The sequence below is a fragment of the Virgibacillus necropolis genome, from assembly GCF_002224365.1.
In the GTDB taxonomy this organism is placed as follows: domain Bacteria; phylum Bacillota; class Bacilli; order Bacillales; family Amphibacillaceae; genus Virgibacillus_F; species Virgibacillus_F necropolis.
In genome coordinates this window covers 2,663,105-2,681,615 of sequence record NZ_CP022437.1, presented here as the reverse complement: position 1 = coordinate 2,681,615, position 18,511 = coordinate 2,663,105, and the positions used below count along the sequence as shown (strand labels likewise).

General features: G+C 38.2%; 17 protein-coding genes and 1 other annotated feature. All 17 genes read left to right on the top strand.

Annotation, left to right across the window (positions count from 1 at the left end; genetic code table 11):
* Positions 1–25: 25 nt before the first annotated feature.
* The 17 genes from CFK40_RS12880 (at position 26) to pyrE (ending at position 18,197) form a co-directional block, all read left to right on the top strand.
* A complete protein-coding gene (locus CFK40_RS12880; RefSeq protein ID WP_193433328.1) occupies positions 26–712 on the top strand; it encodes a YggS family pyridoxal phosphate-dependent enzyme in 687 nt (228 codons plus the stop codon).
* A 2-nt stretch (positions 713–714) separates the two neighbouring features.
* Positions 715–1,149: a cell division protein SepF gene (locus CFK40_RS12875; protein ID WP_089532689.1), complete on the top strand. Its 435-nt coding sequence runs from the start codon at positions 715–717 to the stop codon at positions 1,147–1,149.
* 6 nt (positions 1,150–1,155) lie between these two features.
* Entirely contained in the window at positions 1,156–1,431 is a 276-nt protein-coding gene (locus tag CFK40_RS12870; protein ID WP_089532688.1) for a YggT family protein, read from the top strand.
* Positions 1,432–1,434: 3 nt separating this feature from the next.
* On the top strand, positions 1,435–2,211 hold the full coding sequence (locus tag CFK40_RS12865) for a YlmH family RNA-binding protein (protein ID WP_089532687.1): 777 nt from the start codon (positions 1,435–1,437) through the stop codon (positions 2,209–2,211).
* 112 nt (positions 2,212–2,323) lie between these two features.
* Positions 2,324–2,827, top strand: a complete 504-nt coding sequence (locus CFK40_RS12860; RefSeq protein WP_089532686.1) for a DivIVA domain-containing protein — start codon at positions 2,324–2,326, stop codon at positions 2,825–2,827.
* 60 nt (positions 2,828–2,887) lie between these two features.
* Positions 2,888–3,116: a binding site (T-box leader), on the top strand.
* A 59-nt stretch (positions 3,117–3,175) separates the two neighbouring features.
* Entirely contained in the window at positions 3,176–5,929 is a 2,754-nt protein-coding gene (gene ileS, locus CFK40_RS12855) for an isoleucine--tRNA ligase (protein ID WP_089532685.1), read from the top strand.
* A 329-nt stretch (positions 5,930–6,258) separates the two neighbouring features.
* Positions 6,259–6,729, top strand: coding sequence for a signal peptidase II (gene lspA, locus CFK40_RS12850; protein WP_089532684.1), 471 nt, complete (start codon positions 6,259–6,261; stop codon positions 6,727–6,729).
* A complete protein-coding gene (locus tag CFK40_RS12845; protein ID WP_089532683.1) occupies positions 6,726–7,637 on the top strand; it encodes an RluA family pseudouridine synthase in 912 nt (303 codons plus the stop codon). The genes lspA and CFK40_RS12845 overlap by 4 nt, the downstream gene beginning before the upstream one ends.
* A gap of 174 nt (positions 7,638–7,811) precedes the next feature.
* Positions 7,812–8,351 (top strand): bifunctional pyr operon transcriptional regulator/uracil phosphoribosyltransferase PyrR, encoded by a 540-nt coding sequence (gene pyrR, locus CFK40_RS12840; RefSeq protein WP_089534385.1) that lies wholly within the window; start codon positions 7,812–7,814, stop codon positions 8,349–8,351.
* A 278-nt stretch (positions 8,352–8,629) separates the two neighbouring features.
* Complete coding sequence (locus CFK40_RS12835) at positions 8,630–9,559, top strand: aspartate carbamoyltransferase catalytic subunit (RefSeq protein WP_089532682.1); 930 nt, start codon at positions 8,630–8,632, stop codon at positions 9,557–9,559.
* Positions 9,513–10,817, top strand: coding sequence for a dihydroorotase (locus CFK40_RS12830; protein WP_089532681.1), 1,305 nt, complete (start codon positions 9,513–9,515; stop codon positions 10,815–10,817). Before CFK40_RS12835 ends, CFK40_RS12830 begins: the two co-directional genes overlap by 47 nt.
* Before the next feature lie 112 nt (positions 10,818–10,929).
* On the top strand, positions 10,930–12,030 hold the full coding sequence (locus CFK40_RS12825; RefSeq protein WP_089532680.1) for a carbamoyl phosphate synthase small subunit: 1,101 nt from the start codon (positions 10,930–10,932) through the stop codon (positions 12,028–12,030).
* A complete protein-coding gene (gene carB / locus CFK40_RS12820) occupies positions 12,023–15,223 on the top strand; it encodes a carbamoyl-phosphate synthase large subunit (RefSeq protein ID WP_089532679.1) in 3,201 nt (1,066 codons plus the stop codon). The genes CFK40_RS12825 and carB overlap by 8 nt, the downstream gene beginning before the upstream one ends.
* Positions 15,220–15,975: a dihydroorotate dehydrogenase electron transfer subunit gene (locus CFK40_RS12815; protein ID WP_089532678.1), complete on the top strand. Its 756-nt coding sequence runs from the start codon at positions 15,220–15,222 to the stop codon at positions 15,973–15,975. The genes carB and CFK40_RS12815 overlap by 4 nt, the downstream gene beginning before the upstream one ends.
* On the top strand, positions 15,972–16,886 hold the full coding sequence (locus CFK40_RS12810; RefSeq protein WP_089532677.1) for a dihydroorotate dehydrogenase: 915 nt from the start codon (positions 15,972–15,974) through the stop codon (positions 16,884–16,886). Before CFK40_RS12815 ends, CFK40_RS12810 begins: the two co-directional genes overlap by 4 nt.
* Complete coding sequence (gene pyrF, locus CFK40_RS12805; protein ID WP_089532676.1) at positions 16,883–17,599, top strand: orotidine-5'-phosphate decarboxylase; 717 nt, start codon at positions 16,883–16,885, stop codon at positions 17,597–17,599. The genes CFK40_RS12810 and pyrF overlap by 4 nt, the downstream gene beginning before the upstream one ends.
* Positions 17,583–18,197, top strand: coding sequence for an orotate phosphoribosyltransferase (gene pyrE / locus CFK40_RS12800; RefSeq protein WP_089532675.1), 615 nt, complete (start codon positions 17,583–17,585; stop codon positions 18,195–18,197). Before pyrF ends, pyrE begins: the two co-directional genes overlap by 17 nt.
* Positions 18,198–18,511 lie beyond the last annotated feature (314 nt).

Genomic DNA, 18,511 nt, shown 5'->3' with positions numbered 1-18,511 from the left:
AGCTTTGAAAGGGGATCTAGTAATTGTGCTAGTAGCAGAAAACTTAACTAAAATACAATCAACCATACAAACAGCATGTGATAAGAGTAAACGGGACCAGAATGAAGTAACCATTATCGGAGTGACGAAATATGTTACAATAGAACGAACAGAGGAAGCGATTCAGGCCACAATTGAAAATCTTGGGGAAAATCGGTTAGAAGGTTTTCAAGAAAAGTATAATCATTTTAAAGATAGGGTCAAATGGCATTTCATTGGAACGTTACAGTCTAGAAAAGTGAAAGACGTAATTGATAAGGTTGATTTCATACATTCATTAGATCGTAAGTCGTTAGCAAAAGAAATAGACAAGCGTTCCGCGCGTCCCATCGACTGTTTTATTCAGGTGAATGTAAGTGGTGAGCAGTCAAAGCATGGGATTGCACTTGATGATGTAGAGTCTTTTACTTCTTCGCTTCGGAGTTATTCAAACATTCGAGTTGTTGGTCTGATGACAATGGCTCCACATACGGATGATGATGAGGTAATACGGCAAACGTTTCAATCACTTCGAGAAAAAAGGGATCAGATTAGGAACAAAAATGAACCCCATGCTCCATGTTCCTTTCTATCGATGGGAATGAGTAATGACTATGGAATTGCTATTGAGGAAGGTGCTACTCATATACGCATTGGTTCAAAATTAGTTGGATCAAAAACTAGTGAGGTGTAAACATGAGTATAAAAAACAAGATTAGAACATTTTTCACCATGGATGATGAATATGAATATGTAGAGGAGCAACAACAAGAAGATGAATCTACTTCCTCTTCAGATCAAAAACAATCGAGACAAAACGTTGTGAATTTAAAAAGCATGCAACATACACCATCAAAAGTGGTTTTAAGTGAACCAAGGTCTTATGGTGAAGCACAAGAGATAGCTGATAATATTGTAAACAGAAGAGCTGTAGTGATCAATTTACAACGTGTAGATCGCGTGCAGGCGAAACGGATTGTTGATTTTTTGAGTGGGACAGTTTATGCCATTAATGGTGATATTCAGAAGCTTGGGGCAGATACCTTCTTATGTACACCTGATAATGTAAATGTGTCTGGTTCGATTACAGATACACTAATCGAAGACGATGAATTTGAAAAAGGATGGTAGCACATAATGAATGAATTGTATACAATACTTTACTATGGTTTAGAAATATATAGTTTTGCCCTGATTATTTATATCTTCATGTCTTGGTTTCCAGGGGCTCGAGAATCAGCAATCGGGAATTTTCTAACAAACATATGTGAACCTTTTCTAGAGCCATTCCGTAAAATTATTCCCCCGCTTGGCGGGCTTGATTTGTCACCACTTGCGGCGATTTTTGTTTTATTTTTGGCAAGGGATTATGGATTGCGAGTATTCTTCAACATGTTAGCAGGTTTATTTTAAAAAATGGACATTTATCAGCATTTTAGAAAAGAAGAACACCCTTTCATAACCCGAGTTTTATCATGGAAAGAGCAAGTGGAAAGATCGTATCAATCTATCTTAACAGACTTTTTGGATCCTAGAGAACAACAAATTATTACCAGCTTGATTGATACGAGCGGTGATGATTTGACCATGCAATTGTTTGGTGGGGGTAAGTATTCCGAAAGAAAGCGTGCTATCATAGCACCATATTATCAGGAAGTAAGGCAAGAGGATTTTGGTGTCACTATTTTGCAGGCAACTTATCATGACAAGTTTATTTCGCTTTCCCATAGTGATGTGATGGGAACATTTTTATCACTTGGTCTTGAACGGAGAAAACTTGGTGATATCGTTGTGCAGGATGGATTGATACAAATCTTATTAGCTGATGATATTCGTACATATGTTGTGATGAATCTAACAACGATAAAAAAGGCTACTGTTAGGCTTGAAACTAAACCCCTAAGTGCCTTAGTAGAGAAAGAGCTAAATTGGATCTTAGAAGACAAGCTTGTTTCATCAATGAGACTTGATACTATTATTAAGGAAGTATATTCCATCTCACGACAGAGTGCTGCAGATAGCATTATGAAAAAACTTGTAAAGGTAAACTACCGTCTCGTGCAAGATAGATCGTTTTCCGTGCAAGCTGATGATTTAATTTCGTTTAAGGGTAAGGGTAGAAGCAAGATAGATCGTATAAACGGCAAAACAAAAAAAGAAAAGTGGAAAATTACGATAGCAAAATTAAAATAGTTTATTAAACATGCAGGAATTTCGAGGAATGTGTCGAATTAAATCATATAGACGACTATTTTGTTTAATGAATGATACATTGATACATAAATAACGTAAGGAGGTGGCCATTGTGCCATTAACACCATTAGATATCCATAACAAAGAATTTACAAGAAGTTTCCGAGGCTATGATGAAGATGAGGTAAATGAATTTTTAGATCAGGTAATTAAGGATTACGAATTGGTAATTCGTGAAAAAAAAGATTTAAAAGAAAAAGTGGATCAATTAAACGAAAAGCTTGGTCATTTTACCAACATTGAAACAACATTGAATAAATCCATTCTAATTGCCCAAGAAACTGCCGAAGAAGTACGTGGAAATGCTATGAAGGAATCGAAATTAATAATTAAAGAAGCTGAAAAGAATGCTGACCGAATCATTAACGAGGCTCTTAATAAGTCACGTCGTATTTCAATGGATGTAGAAGAATTAAAGAAGCAAGCAAAAGTTTTCCGTACACGATTAAAAATGCTTGTTGAAGCTCAATTAGAGATGATTGGAACAGATGATTGGGATCAATTATTCGATGTAGATTTAGGAGAAGAACTGGAATTAGCAGAAAATAAATCTTAGTTCTTGACGTTTGCTGCAATTTTACATATTATTATAAAATAACGATAGTATTAAATAAAGAAATATACATGGATGGAGACAGTATAATTGATTAATCTGTTTAAGCGAGCTGGGAATTGGTGGAAGCCTAGTACAGAGAACTTTTAGAGAATCACTCCTGAGTATCCAATCGATTCTATTTATGAGGAGAATTGGACGTATTGTTCCCGTTACGAACCGTCATAGTGAATTTAAATTTATCTTAATTTATGTTTATAAGGGTGGTACCGCGAGTCTTCTCGTCCCTTTTGGGATTAGGGGGCTTTTTTAATATATTGAACCATGTTACAAGGAGGAAGGAAATAAATTATGGATTATAAAGACACATTACTTATGCCGAAAACTGAATTCCCGATGCGAGGTAATCTTCCGAATAAAGAACCACTTCGTCAACAGCAATGGGAAGATAATAATATTTATGAAAAAGGACAAGACCGTACAAAGGATCGTCCTACGTTTATTTTGCATGATGGGCCTCCATACGCTAATGGAGATTTGCATATGGGCCATGCATTGAATAAAGTTCTAAAGGATTTTATTACTCGTTATAAGTCAATGACAGGATACAGCGCACCATACGTTCCGGGTTGGGACACACACGGATTACCGATTGAAACCGCTTTAACAAAGAAGAAAAAGGTAAACCGAAAAGAATTAAGTATTGCCGAGTTTAGACAAAAGTGTGCAGAATATGCCATGGAACAAATTGATAATCAACGGAATCAATTTAAGCAGCTAGGTGTCCGAGGAGACTGGGATAACCCATATATTACATTAACGAAAGATTATGAAGCTGCGCAAATTAAAGTGTTCGGTGAAATGGCAAACAAAGGCTATATTTACAAAGGGTTAAAGCCGGTTTACTGGTCTCCGTCATCTGAATCAGCTTTAGCAGAAGCGGAGATTGAATACCATGATAAGCGCTCGCCATCTATTTATGTATCGTTTGACGTAACGGACGGAAAAGGTCTGCTTGATAGTGGAGTAAAATTCATTATCTGGACAACTACACCATGGACCATTCCGGCAAATCTCGGAATAAGTTTACACCCTAATTTCGAGTATGTTGTCGTTCAGGAAAAGGATAAAAAATATGTAGTGGCACAGGAATTACTTGAAGCAGTAGCTACCGAATTAGAGTGGGAAAATCCAGAAGTAGTTAAAACATTTAAAGGTAAAGAAGCTGATAACATTGTAACGAGCCATCCGTTTTATGATAGAGATTCTATTGTAATGTTAGGAGATCATGTTACGACTGAAGCTGGAACTGGCTGTGTTCATACTGCACCAGGTCATGGTGAAGATGACTTTTATGTTGCGAAACAATATGGCTTAGAAGCGCTTTGTCCAGTTGATGATAAAGGTGTCTTTACAAATGAAGCACCTGGTTATGAAGGCTTATTTTATGATAAAGCAAACAAACCAATAACCGATAAACTTGAGGAAGTTGACGCATTACTGAAACTTACCTTCATTACACATTCGTACCCACATGACTGGCGTACAAAAAAACCAACAATTTTCCGTGCAACATCACAATGGTTTGCATCTATTAAAGATTTTCGTCAAGATATTTTAGATGAAATTAAACGGATAAATTGGTATCCAAACTGGGGAGAAACTAGATTATATAACATGGTTCGTGACCGTGAAGATTGGTGTATTTCACGCCAACGCGCATGGGGCGTACCAATTCCGGTCTTTTATGCAGAAGATCAAACACCAATCATTACAGAAGAAACGGTAACACATATTTCTAAGCTATTTAGTGAGCACGGTTCGAATGTATGGTTTGAAAGAGAAGCAAAGGAATTATTACCAGAAGGATTTACGTCAGAGCATAGTCCAAATGGTACGTTTACTAAAGAAACGGATATTATGGATGTTTGGTTCGATTCAGGTTCATCACACGAAGCAGTGTTAGTTGGCCGTGATGATCATAGAAGACCTGCAGATGTTTATTTAGAGGGTAGTGACCAGTATCGTGGATGGTTTAACTCATCTTTATCAACTTCAGTAGCGGTAACTGGAAAAGCACCATATGAAAATATTATAAGTCATGGGTTTGTTTTAGATGGTAATGGGCGAAAAATGAGTAAATCATTAGGTAACATTATGAGCCCATCAAAGATTCAAAAGCAGTTGGGTTCCGATATCATCCGTCTATGGGTTTCATCTGTGGATTATCAGGCAGATGTACGTATTTCTCAAGATATATTAAAACATGTATCAGAGGCATATCGTAAAATTAGAAATACATTCCGTTTTATGCTAGCAAACCTAGCTGACTTTAATCCAGAGACAGATCGAATTGATGTGAATGATTTACAAGAAGTTGATCAATATATGCTTCATCGCCTAAACCAATTAAATAAAAATGTACGATCAGGCTATGATAACTATGAGTTCTCAACTATTTATCATCAAATTCATAACTTCTGTGCGGTAGATTTAAGTTCATTTTATCTGGATTTTGCAAAGGATATTTTATATATCGAAGCAGCGGATAATGCGCGCCGTAGAAGTATTCAAACCGTTTACTATGATATTGTAACAACACTTGTACAGTTACTGACACCGATTATCCCGCACACTACTGAAGAAGTATGGGAGTATATCCCTGGAACTGAAGCAGAAAGTGTTCAATTAACGGATATTCCAGAACCTCAAACCATTTTTGATAAAAATGAGCAAGGTAAATGGGATCTCTTTATGAGTGTTCGCGATGATGTATTTAAGGCACTTGAAGAAGCACGTAACGAGAAAATAATTGGTAAATCATTAGAGGCAAAATTAACAATTGTAGCCAAAGATGAGAAAACAAAAGAAATATTAAACCAAATTAAACATGTTCATCAGTTATTGATTGTTTCGGAAGTAGAGTTAAGTGCTAGTGCTGAAGGAACAAAGGCATATCGTTATGTAGACGTTAAGGTTGAAAAACATCCAGGTGAAAAATGTGAACGTTGCTGGATCGCATCAGAAACCGTTGGCGAAGATAAAGAACACCCTGAATTATGCACACGCTGCGCAAGTATCGTAAAAGAAAACTATTCTGCGTAGAAAAGCGGAGCAGGCTTGCTCAGTGGCGAAATGCGTAAGCAAGAGACCGTAGAGCACATGGGCTTTGTGCTCGGAATGTCAATTGGTTACGTCACGAGCCGCTAGCCCGCGCAGCTAGACAATAGGAAAGCGGAGCGGGCTTGCTCAAGCGGCGAAATGCGTAAGCAAGAGACCGTAGAGCAAACGGGCTATGTGCTCGGAGTGTCAATTGCTTACGTCACGAGCCGTTAGCCCACGCAGCTAGACCATAAAGAATCCTCCTCTTGAAGCAGAGGGGGATTTTTTATGTTAAAATAATGAAAGATAATAAATGAATCGGGGGAAAATGAATGTACGTGTATTACATAATTGCAGTAATCCTCGTTGTGATTGATCAAATTACTAAATGGATAGTTGTTAAAAATATGGAATTGTATGAACAAATCACGATAGTAGAAAACTTTTTTTATTTCACGTCACACCGTAATAAAGGTGCTGCTTGGGGTATTTTACAAGGACAAATGGTCTTTTTTTACATCGTTACTACGATTGTTGTAATAGGGGTTATCTATTACATGCAAAAGTATGCAAGGAACGACAAACTCCTTGCTATTTCATTAAGCTTTGTTCTTGGTGGAGCAATCGGGAATTTTATTGATCGTATATTTCGTGGGGAAGTAGTTGATTTCATGGATTTTATCATTTTTGGCTATGATTTCCCAATCTTTAATGTTGCCGATTCCGCGTTAGTAGTTGGTGTAATTCTTGTGTTAATAGCAACATTTCTTGATGAGAAAAAGAAAGGAAATAAAACCGTATGACTATAAATCAATATGAAGTACAAGCTCACCAGAATAAGGAAAGAATTGATAAGCTTTTAGCTGATATAAACCCAGATAATTCGAGATCACAAGTTCAGACATGGATTAACAGCGGCAACGTAAAAGTAAATGATGAAGAAGTCAAAGCTAAACATAAGTGTCACGAGGGTGATGTAATAAATTGGTCCATTCCTGAATCAAAGCCATTGGAAGTAGATGCTGAAAATATTCCGCTTGATATTATTTATGAGGATGCTGATGTCATTGTTGTAAATAAGCCAAAAGGAATGGTAGTTCATCCATCCGCTGGCCACACTGGCGGCACACTTGTAAATGCGTTGCTCTTTCATTGTCATGATTTATCAGGGATAAACAGTATTGAGCGTCCTGGAATTGTTCACCGAATTGACAAGGATACAAGTGGTTTACTCGTTGTTGCAAAGAACGACCAAGCCCATACTAGTCTCGCCGAACAGTTATCAAGTAAAAAGGTAGAACGAAAATATGAGGCAGTAGTACATGGTATCATTGAACACGAAACCGGCATGATTGATGCACCAATTGGTCGTGATCCAAAAGACCGACAAAAAATGGGAATTGTTAATGATGGCAAACCTGCTGTGACACATTTTAGTGTTTTAAAACGCTATGCTCATTATACACATGTTGAATGTCAACTAGAAACAGGTCGTACACATCAAATTCGTGTTCACTTCAGGTATATTGACTTTCCTTTGGTTAGCGATCCTAAGTATGGTCCAAGAAAAACATTGGATGCAGGTGGACAGGCGTTACATGCAAAATCATTAGGATTTACCCACCCACGCACAAAGGAATGGCTTCAGTTTGAAGTGGCACCACCACAAATCTTCGTAGATTTAATCGAACAGATTGAAAAAATGTATTGACACCTGTAATGGATTTTGTCATACTTAAACAAATGAATAAATGAACCTTTAAAGATAGTCCCGTGAGGCTAAAAAGGAATCGGATGAAGATGTATAGATATAAGTCTATACACAATCAAATCCCTTTTTTCCTCATGGAGAAATGGGATTTTTTAATTGAGGTGAATAATAGTGATAGAAAAGACAGTTGTGTTGGATCAACCAGCGATTAACCGAGCATTAACACGAATCGCACACGAAATAGTTGAAAAAAATAAGGGTGGAGAAAATCTAGTTCTGATTGGCATCAAGACTCGTGGTGTTCCAATCACTAAAAGGTTGCAGGATAAAATAAAACAAATTGAAAATGTGACTGTACCGATTGGGGAATTGGATATTACGCTTTACCGAGATGATTTACAAAAGAACACCCCAACTAACGAACCAGAAGTAAAAGACACAAATATAGATGTAGATTTAACAAACAAAAATATTATTTTAATTGATGATGTTTTATTCACAGGAAGAACGGTTCGTGCTGCAATGGATGCAGTTATGGACATAGGAAGACCATCCCAAATTCAATTGGCCGTTTTAATTGATCGGGGTCACCGCGAATTACCAATTCGCGCTGATTATGTAGGCAAGAATATTCCTACATCTGATGAAGAAGTAATCGTTGTCCAACTAGATGAAACAGATCAACTTGATCAAGTTAGTATTTATGGAAAATAAAGCGCAAGCGCCTGTTAGCGACGTATGGACTAGACTGAACCGCAGGAGATAAAGGAAACACGGTGAGCGTAAGGGAACCGATGTTGACTTATCGTACGGAGGTAAAGGAAGTCCACTAGTCGCTGGGAGCTGAAGCTAGACAAATAAATAGCAAACCTTTAACTGAATCCAGAGAGATTTAAAAGGTTGTCAATGTTACGTGTCAATTGTACACGTATACCTCTTTGCGACCTTTTGCAAAGAGGTTTTTTTAATACCACAAAAGGGGCGGATAAAAGATGAAACATTTTTTGTCGACAAAAGACTTAACAACGGAAGAGATGTTAACGATGCTGGAACTAGCTGAGAGCTATCGAACAAATCATCTTAAGCTTGACCAACAGCTATTTGCTGCAAATCTATTTTATGAACCAAGTACCAGGACCAAAATGAGCTTCCTAGTAGCACAGAAGAAACTTGGAATAGAAACATTGGGTTTTCAGGTGGAAGATTCAAGTGTGACAAAGGGTGAGTCTTTATACGATACTGCCAAAACATTTGAATCTATTGGTGCTAGTCTGTTAGTTATTCGCCATCAGGATGACAACTGGTATAAAGGTATTATTGATAACTTGTCTGTCCCAGTTATCAATGCTGGTGCAGGAAAAGGAGAGCATCCAACACAAAGCATGCTTGATCTATTAACCATTTATCAGGAATATGGTCACTTTAATGGATTAAACATTGCCATAGTAGGTGACATCAAACATAGCCGCGTTGCACATTCAAACGCACATGCTCTTCAAACGCTTGGTGCAAACGTTTATTTCACTGCAGCACCTGGATTTGAGGACAGAACACTTGATTTTCCGTACATTTCAATTGATGAAGCTGTTGAAATGTGTGACACCCTAATGTTACTGAGAATTCAGCATGAACGTCATAATGATGAACAATATGATGCAACATCTTATCATGAGGCGTACGGTCTCACGGTGGAACGTGAGAAGAAAATGCAGGATCACGCCATTATTTTACATCCTGCTCCCGTCAACCGAGGAGTAGAAATAGCATCAGAATTAGTCGAGTGTAACCGCTCAAGAATTTTTAAACAAATGAATAACGGTGTATGTGTAAGAATGGCAATTATTACAACATTATTAAAGGAATGGGGAATGCATAATGAGAATTCTACTTATAAATGCAGCACGCTTAGCAGAATCAAATGAAACAGAAAAAGTTGATATTTTAATAGAAAATAAATACATCAAAGAAATTGCTCCAAATCTTACACGGGATGCAGATCAAATTATTGATTGTGAGAAGAACATGATTTTTCCTGGATTTATTGATGTTCATATTCATCTTCGTGAGCCGGGTGGGGAGCATAAAGAAACAATTGAAACCGGTACAAAAGCTGCAGCTAGAGGTGGTTTTACAACGGTATGTGCGATGCCAAATACATCACCTGTACCAGATAACGTGGAAACTGTTCAGGCACTGTTCGATAAAATCAATGAAACTGCGGTTGTTCGTGTATTGCCATATGCCGCTATTACGAAAGGCTTAAAAGGCGAAGAGTTAACCGACATAAAAGAAATTGCTAATATGGGCATCTTCGCTTTTACCGATGACGGGGTGGGTATACAAACAGCTGATTACATGTTACGTGCGATGAAGGAAGCTGCAGCATGTAATACACCAGTCGTAGCACATTGTGAAGATAATTCGATTGTATATGGTGGTGTTGTTCATCAGGGGGATGTTAGTGAACGCATGAAATTCCCTGGAATACCATCTTTAAGTGAATCGGTACAAATAGCTCGTGATGTGTTGTTGGCAGAAGCAGCAGGGGCACATTATCACGTTTGTCATGTCAGTACAAAGGAATCGGTTCGTGTCATCCGGGATGCAAAAAAAGCTGGCATTCATGTGACAGCAGAAGTAACTCCCCATCATTTACTGTTAAATGAAGAAGCAATAACAGAAGATGATACCAATTTAAAAATGAATCCTCCGCTTCGAAGTAAGGAAGATCAGGAAGCACTACTCGCAGGTTTAATCGATGGAACGATTGATTTTATTGCTACTGACCATGCGCCGCATGCAGAATCAGAAAAGGGATTAGGATTCTTGCATTCACCATTTGGAATTGTAGGCTTGGAAACAGCATTTTCTCTTCTATACACGTATTTAGTTAAAACAGGAAAAATTACATTAAATCAGTTAGTAGACTGGTTAACCATAAAACCTGCACAGGTATTTGAGTTACCATATGGTAAACTAGAAGAAGGGGCACTCGCAGATCTGACAATCGTTGATCTGGACTTGGAAACACAAATTGATAAAAATCAATTTTATTCGAAGGGAAAAAACACCCCGTTCCATGAATGGAACATTTCAAGTAAGCCTGTTATGACCATATCAGAAGGTAAAATTGTATACCGCAGTTTGACGGGTAGTAAAACCCCCGCATCAAAATTGTAGTTTGACCATAATTTTAAGTGGGGTATAATTACCCGTACAAGCTAAGGTTGATTTAGTGGGGGAAAAAGGAACTTGCCACTGAATGAAGTTTCACTTTATAAGGAGGATACTGATGGCAAAACGACAGCTGATTTTAGAAGACGGAACTGTATTTAGTGGTGAAGGATTTGGAAGTGATCGAAAGAAATCAGGAGAAGTTGTTTTTAACACGGGAATGACTGGTTATCAAGAAGTAATTACTGATCCATCCTACTGTGGACAAATAGTAACAATGACATATCCCTTGGTTGGAAACTATGGTATTAACCGAGACGATTTTGAAACGGTGACACCTTTTATTCATGGTTTTGTCGTGAAGGAAGTATGTGATTACCCATCTAATTTCAGAAGTGGGGAAACCTTAAGTTCATATTTAAAGGCAAATGACATTCCGGGTATATCCGGAATTGATACTAGAAAATTAACCAAGATTATTCGAAAGCATGGAACGATGAAAGCGTTAATTGCTGATGCAACTGAATCAAAAGAAGAACTTTTAAACGAATTAAATAACCAGCCTATGATGACTGATCAAGTTAAGCAAACATCAACAGTTAAGCCATATGTCGTACCTGGACGTGGGCACCGGATTGTATTAGTAGATTTCGGAATGAAACACGGTATTTTACGTGAATTAACAAAGCGGAATTGCCATGTAACGGTTGTTCCATATAACTATAGTGCAGAAAATATCATTCGGCTAAAGCCAGATGGAATCATGTTAACAAATGGCCCAGGGGACCCAAAAGACGTTCCTGAAGCGATTGAGATGGTTAAAGAGGTCATTAGTAAAATTCCATTATTTGGGATTTGTTTAGGCCACCAATTGTTCGCTTTAGCATGCGGAGCAGATACAGTAAAAATGAAATTTGGTCACCGCGGTGCAAATCATCCTGTAAAAGATTTAGAAATGAACAAAACATATTTAACATCACAAAATCACAGTTACGCCGTTCGACCAGATACCTTGGAGAAAACAGACTTAGTCTTAACTCAACTAGCATTAAACGATCATACGGTAGAAGGTATTAAACATAAAACCTATCCAGCATTTACGGTGCAATATCATCCAGAAAGCTCACCAGGTCCAGAAGATACCAATCACTTATTCGATAACTTCCTAAACGTAATTGAACAAGTACAGGCCAAAAATGAGGAGGAGATGTATGCCTAAGAATACAGCAATTCAAAAAATCCTAGTAATTGGATCTGGTCCAATTGTGATCGGACAAGCCGCGGAATTTGATTATTCGGGTACACAGGCTTGTCAGGCACTTAAAGAAGAAGGCTATCAAGTGATTTTAGCGAACTCCAATCCTGCAACAATTATGACTGATCATACAGTAGCAGACCACGTATATATGGAACCACTAACGGTGGAGTTTTTGACAAAAATTATTCGTAAGGAACAACCAGATGCTTTGCTACCAACACTAGGAGGGCAAACGGGATTAAATCTAGCAGTAGCACTTGAAGCGACTGGTATTTTAACAGAATATAACGTAAATCTCCTTGGAACATCATTAGATGCGATACAGAAAGCCGAAGATAGGGAATTGTTTCGTTCCTTAATGCATGAATTAAATGAACCAGTTCCAGAAAGTAGAATTGTTAATTCAGTTGAACAAGCTACAGATTTTGCTAAGGAAATAGGCTTTCCGCTCATTGTCAGACCAGCTTACACATTAGGTGGTACTGGTGGAGGAATGTGCTACTCAGAACGAGAGCTTCGAGACGTTACACGAAACGGGTTATCACTATCTCCAGTTAACCAATGTCTAATTGAACGAAACATTGCTGGCTTTAAAGAAATTGAATATGAAGTAATGCGTGATAAGAATGACCAAGCAATCGTTGTATGTAATATGGAAAATGTTGATCCTGTAGGTATTCATACTGGTGATTCCATTGTAGTAGCGCCATCCCAAACACTTAGTGACCGGGAATATCAACTATTACGAAATGCTTCACTTAAAATTATTCGAGCATTAGAAATTGAAGGTGGTTGTAATGTTCAACTGGCACTTGATCCAACTAGCTTTAATTATTTTATTATCGAAGTGAACCCTAGAGTAAGTCGTTCGTCTGCGTTAGCTTCTAAGGCTACTGGTTATCCAATTGCTAAAGTAGCAGCAAAAATTGCGGTTGGATTAACCTTAGATGAGATTATGAACCCAATTACGGGTAAAACATATGCATGTTTTGAGCCGTCCCTTGATTATGTTGTTACCAAAATACCACGATTTCCATTTGATAAATTTACCACAGGAGATCGTAATTTGGGAACACAAATGAAAGCAACAGGCGAGATTATGGCAATTGGTCGGAATTTTGAAGAATCACTCTTAAAAGGTGTACGCTCACTTGATATCGGAACAGAAGATCTTTGGTTGAAATCACTTACTAATTTGTCTACAGATGAACTAAAACATCGGTTAAAAAAAGCTGATGATGAACGGTTATTCGTTTTAGCAGAAGTGATTAGACGAGGAATGACGGTAGATGAAATTTTTGAACATACGAAAATTGATCGTTTCTTCCTTGTTAAGATTTGCCGCTTAATTGAGTTAGAACGTGAATTACATGAAAATAAAAATGATCTACAATTGATAGAAACGGTTAAAAAGCTAGGTTTTTCTGATGCTCACATTGCACGTGTTTGGGAAACAACAGTAGATGAAATCTATGCACTACGGATGGAGTACGATTTAACGCCTGTCTATAAAATGGTTGATACGTGTGCAGCTGAATTCGAATCGGAAACACCATATTTCTACAGCACGTATGAAGAGGAAAATGAATCCGTTCAATCTAATCGCCAAAAAATTCTCGTGTTAGGATCAGGACCAATCCGAATCGGACAGGGAATTGAATTTGATTACGCGACAGTTCATTCCGTAATGGCCATTAAAGAAATGGGTTATGAAGCTATCATTATGAATAACAATCCAGAAACTGTTTCAACTGATTTTAGCATATCTGATAAATTATACTTTGAACCGTTAACACTCGAAGATGTCATGCATGTTGTTAATCTAGAAAAGCCTGAAGGTGTTATCGTTCAATTCGGTGGTCAAACAGCTATTAACCTAGCGGATGGACTACAACGTCGTGGTGTGAAAATTTTAGGAACGAATTTGGAAGCAATTGATAAAGCAGAAGACCGTGATAAATTTGAACAGCTATTAAATGACCTAGATTTATTACGTCCGAAAGGTAAATCCGTATTAAAACTGGATCAAGCGCTGGATGTGGCAAATGAAATTGGTTATCCAGTTTTGGTTAGACCATCCTATGTAATTGGTGGAAGCAGGATGGAAATTGTTTATGACGATGAGGAGTTAAATGCGTACCTAGCAAAATCCAACAGTACAGATGACAAACATCCAATATTAATAGATAAATACATCACAGGCATAGAGGTAGAAGTTGATGCAATTAGTGACGGAGAAACAACAATCGTTCCTGGTATTATGGAACATATCGAACGTGCAGGTGTGCACTCAGGTGATTCCATTGCCGTATATCCACCGCAGCGAATTAGTGAAACAGTTAAACAGAAATGCATGGAAGCAACAACGAAAATTGCGCGTGAGTTACATGTTAAAGGGTTAATCAATATTCAGTTTATTGTTCGAGAAGATGGTGTATACGTACTTGAGGTAAATCCAAGAGCAAGTCGAACCATCCCGTTTTTAAGTAAAGTTACTAGTGTAACGATGGCCAATCTTGCAACAAGATGTATCTTGGGAGAATCTTTAAAATCAATGGGATATACGTCTGGGATTTTGCCTGAACAAAAAAGTGTGTCTGTAAAAGTGCCCGTATTTTCATTTGAAAAGTTACGAAGTGTAGATACCATTTTAGGACCAGAAATGAAATCAACAGGGGAAGCAATTGGGCATGATAAAACATTAGAAAAAGCTTTATATAAAGGATTAATTGCTTCAGGGGTAAAAGTACCTCAAGAAGGCGCTGTATTATTGACTGTGGCTGATAAGGATAAGGAAGAAACACTTGAAATAGCAGAACGCTTTCACCAATTAGGTTTTCATTTATATGGAACATCCGGAACGGCTACTTTTGTTCAAGGACATGGTATTCCTGTTACTGAGGTAGCGAAAATCGGCTCAGATAAACCGAATGTCTTGTCAATCATTGAAAATGGCGATGTACAGTTCGTTGTCAATACGTTAACTTCTGGTAAAAAGCCACGGTCAGACGGATTTAGGATTCGCAGGGAAGCAGTGGAACACGGAATTGCTTGTTTAACAAGTCTTGATACGGCAAACGCGATTCTTCATGTAATTGATTCAACAACATTTAGTGCAAAACCAATGACAGATAAAAAGGTTGTTCTATCATGATGAAAAAAGAAAATCTAACGGTCGTTAAATCGACTGAAATTGCACGTGAAACAACGGAAATGGTGCTTCAAAATACCTATATTAGCAAAACAGCACAACCTGGCCAATTCCTGCATATCGGAGTTGAGGGTCATACATTACGACGTCCAATATCGATTGCGAACATTGATAGAGTGAATGAAACAATAACAGTCTTATTTAAACAACTTGGCGAGGGCACTAAAGCATTATCCAGGTACCAAGAAGGAATGCAAATAAGTGCCTTAGGTCCGGGTGGTAATGGCTTTACTGTAGATAATAATGAAAACAAAACGGTGTTGTTAGTAGGTGGCGGGATAGGAATCCCGCCGCTGTACTGCCTTGGAAAAAAACTGGCCGAACAAGGTGTGATAATAAAGTCTGTCTTAGGATATCAAACTTCTGATAGCATTTTTTATGAAGAGAAATTCAATAAACTTGGTAAAACAGTCATTACAACAAATGATGGTTCCTATGGTCATCATGGGTTTGTTACAGATGTATTGGATGGAGTAGGCGAATATGATTGTTATTACACATGTGGTCCGCTACAAATGCTTCAAGCAGTCACGGATAAACTTAAAGGTCAAAAAGGCTATATTTCACTTGAAGAGCGAATGGGGTGTGGTGTTGGTGCATGTTTCGCTTGTGTCATTCCGACAGATGAACACGGTGGATATAAAAAAATATGCAAAGACGGTCCAGTTTTTGCCGCAAACGAGGTGAGGTTATGACTGAATTAGCCGTGAATCTACCTGGCTTACAATTGAAGAATCCAATTATGCCAGCGTCAGGATGTTTTGGATTTGGTCGTGAATACAGTGATTTTTACGACTTACATCAACTTGGTGCTGTTATGATGAAAGCCGCTACAGGTACGCTTCGTTTTGGTAACAAAACACCGCGTGTAGCAGAAACTTCAGGCGGAATGTTGAATGCCATTGGGCTACAAAATCCAGGTGTCGATAAAATAATCGAGACAGAAGTTCCATTTCTGGCCAAGCATCAGGTACCAATTATTGCGAATGTTGCTGGTAGTACGATAGAAGAATACGAGAAGGTAGCAGAAGCATTTAATCACACGAAATCTGTTCATGCATTGGAGTTAAACATTTCATGCCCAAACGTTAAAGAGGGTGGCATTCAATTTGGAACAGATCCTGAAATGGCTGCGAACGTCACTAGAATTGTGAAAGAAGCTAGTAATCTACCAGTCTATGTGAAACTATCACCAAATGTTTCAGATATTGTTTCAATGGCCAAGGCAGTAGAAGAAGCAGGAGCAGATGGTCTATCGATGATTAATACCTTGTCAGGAATGCAAATACACCTGCCTAGCAAAAGACCATTATTAGCTAATAAAACAGGTGGATTATCTGGCCCAGCTATAAAGCCTGTTGCTATTCGCATGATATACGAAGTAAAACAACATGTTTCGATACCAATTATCGGAATGGGTGGGATTACCACTATAGACGACGTCATTGAGTTTTTATTAGCGGGTGCTAGTGCAGTAGCTGTTGGAACGGCAAATTTCCAAAATCCGTTCATTTGTCCAGAATTAATTGAACAATTACCAAGTGCACTAAAAAAGTATGGGTTTACGTCGGTAGAAGAAGCGATTGGAAAGGGGCATCAGGCATGAATAAAAGCATGTATTTATCACTAGACTTTCCTACATGGAAAGAGGCTAAAGCATTTATCGATAGGTATGAATTTCACGGTGTACCAGTGAAGGTTGGTATGGAATTATTTTATCGTGAGGGACCACATGTGATTGAAAAGTTAAAAGAAGCTAATCATGCTATTTTTCTTGACCTAAAACTACACGACATACCAACAACGGTAATGAAGGCAATGAAAAATATCGCACAACTCGAAGTCGATATGGTAAATGTTCATGCACTCGGTGGAAGTGAAATGATTCAGCGTGCAAAAGACGGCCTAGTATCGGGTTCTACTGCTGACCACGTGACAAAGCTAATTGCGGTTACGGTGCTTACATCAATGGATGATGAAGCATTGAACAGTGAATTAAGAATACCAGGAAGTTTAAATGATAATGTGCTTCATCTTGCAGATCTTTCTAAACAAAATGGAGCGGACGGGGTAGTATGCTCTGTTCATGAAGCAAAGGCTATTAAACATATATGTGGCGCATCTTTCCTGACTGTGACACCTGGAATTCGATTAGGTGATTCAGATGTTAATGATCAAAAACGTGTTGCAACGCCAAAAATTGCAAAAGAAAGTGGAGCGGACATATTGGTGCTTGGGCGTACCATTACAAAAGCCACTGATCCTAGAAAAGCATACAATAAAGTGAGTGAGGAGTGGCAACATGAGCTTAAGTCATGAAATAGCAAAAGATCTTTTGGACATAAAAGCTATTCAAATTAAAACAGATAATTATTTTACGTGGACATCTGGATTGAAATCACCTATTTATTGTGACAATCGTTTAACCATGTCATATCCAGCTATTCGTAACAAAATAGTTCGGGGATTTGCCGAGATAATTGAAAATATGGAAATAAAGCCAGAAGTAATCGCCGGGTGTGCAACAGCTGGCATACCACATGCTGCATGGCTTGCTGATGAACTTAATTTACCTATGGTTTATGTACGGTCAAAACCAAAAGGCCACGGTAAAGGTAACCTAATTGAAGGACATGTTGAAAAAGGTCAGCGAGTCGTCGTGATTGAGGATTTAATTTCAACAGGAGGATCATCGATAGAAGCGGCTCAAGGGCTTATCAATGAAGATGCAGAAGTGTTAAGTGTTCTTGCCATTTTTACATATGGATTAGAAAAATCTGTTGAAGCGTTTTCTGATGCAAAATTAGACTTTGATACGATAACGAATTATGAAGAAGTCCTTTCACTATTAGTGGAGAACGGGACAATTAGTGGTGAGGAAAAGGAAAAATTGCAGGATTGGCGTAATGATCTATAAAAAGGCTTTTTTCTAAAAGATTGTTGTTTTTGACACAAAATCTATAGACTATGACGTAAGTGCTGTTGATTTCCGCTGCGGGCAGCCGCGCACCTTAGGGCGGCTGGTGAGCCTCCTCGTGCTCCGCACTGCGGGGTCTCACCTATGCCTATCCTCCCGCAGGAGTCGACTGCCCTCCGCTCCAATCAACTGCCATAAATTGAAGGCTATTTTATAATAAAAGCAACCAGTGATAAAGTTAAATTGAAATTTTCAAGCAAAAACCCAGTGAAGGAAATCCACGGAGACTCCTGTGGGAAAGCGAAGAGGCCACT

Coding starts and splice junctions, on each gene's coding strand:
- CFK40_RS12875 (WP_089532689.1), top strand. CDS start 715: ATGAGTATAAAAAACAAGATTAGAACATTTTTCACCATGGATGATGAA.
- CFK40_RS12870 (WP_089532688.1), top strand. CDS start 1,156: ATGAATGAATTGTATACAATACTTTACTATGGTTTAGAAATATATAGT.
- CFK40_RS12865 (WP_089532687.1), top strand. CDS start 1,435: ATGGACATTTATCAGCATTTTAGAAAAGAAGAACACCCTTTCATAACC.
- ileS (WP_089532685.1), top strand. CDS start 3,176: ATGGATTATAAAGACACATTACTTATGCCGAAAACTGAATTCCCGATG.
- lspA (WP_089532684.1), top strand. CDS start 6,259: ATGTACGTGTATTACATAATTGCAGTAATCCTCGTTGTGATTGATCAA.
- CFK40_RS12845 (WP_089532683.1), top strand. CDS start 6,726: ATGACTATAAATCAATATGAAGTACAAGCTCACCAGAATAAGGAAAGA.
- CFK40_RS12835 (WP_089532682.1), top strand. CDS start 8,630: ATGAAACATTTTTTGTCGACAAAAGACTTAACAACGGAAGAGATGTTA.
- CFK40_RS12830 (WP_089532681.1), top strand. CDS start 9,513: ATGAGAATTCTACTTATAAATGCAGCACGCTTAGCAGAATCAAATGAA.
- CFK40_RS12825 (WP_089532680.1), top strand. CDS start 10,930: ATGGCAAAACGACAGCTGATTTTAGAAGACGGAACTGTATTTAGTGGT.
- carB (WP_089532679.1), top strand. CDS start 12,023: ATGCCTAAGAATACAGCAATTCAAAAAATCCTAGTAATTGGATCTGGT.
- CFK40_RS12815 (WP_089532678.1), top strand. CDS start 15,220: ATGATGAAAAAAGAAAATCTAACGGTCGTTAAATCGACTGAAATTGCA.
- CFK40_RS12810 (WP_089532677.1), top strand. CDS start 15,972: ATGACTGAATTAGCCGTGAATCTACCTGGCTTACAATTGAAGAATCCA.
- pyrF (WP_089532676.1), top strand. CDS start 16,883: ATGAATAAAAGCATGTATTTATCACTAGACTTTCCTACATGGAAAGAG.
- pyrE (WP_089532675.1), top strand. CDS start 17,583: ATGAGCTTAAGTCATGAAATAGCAAAAGATCTTTTGGACATAAAAGCT.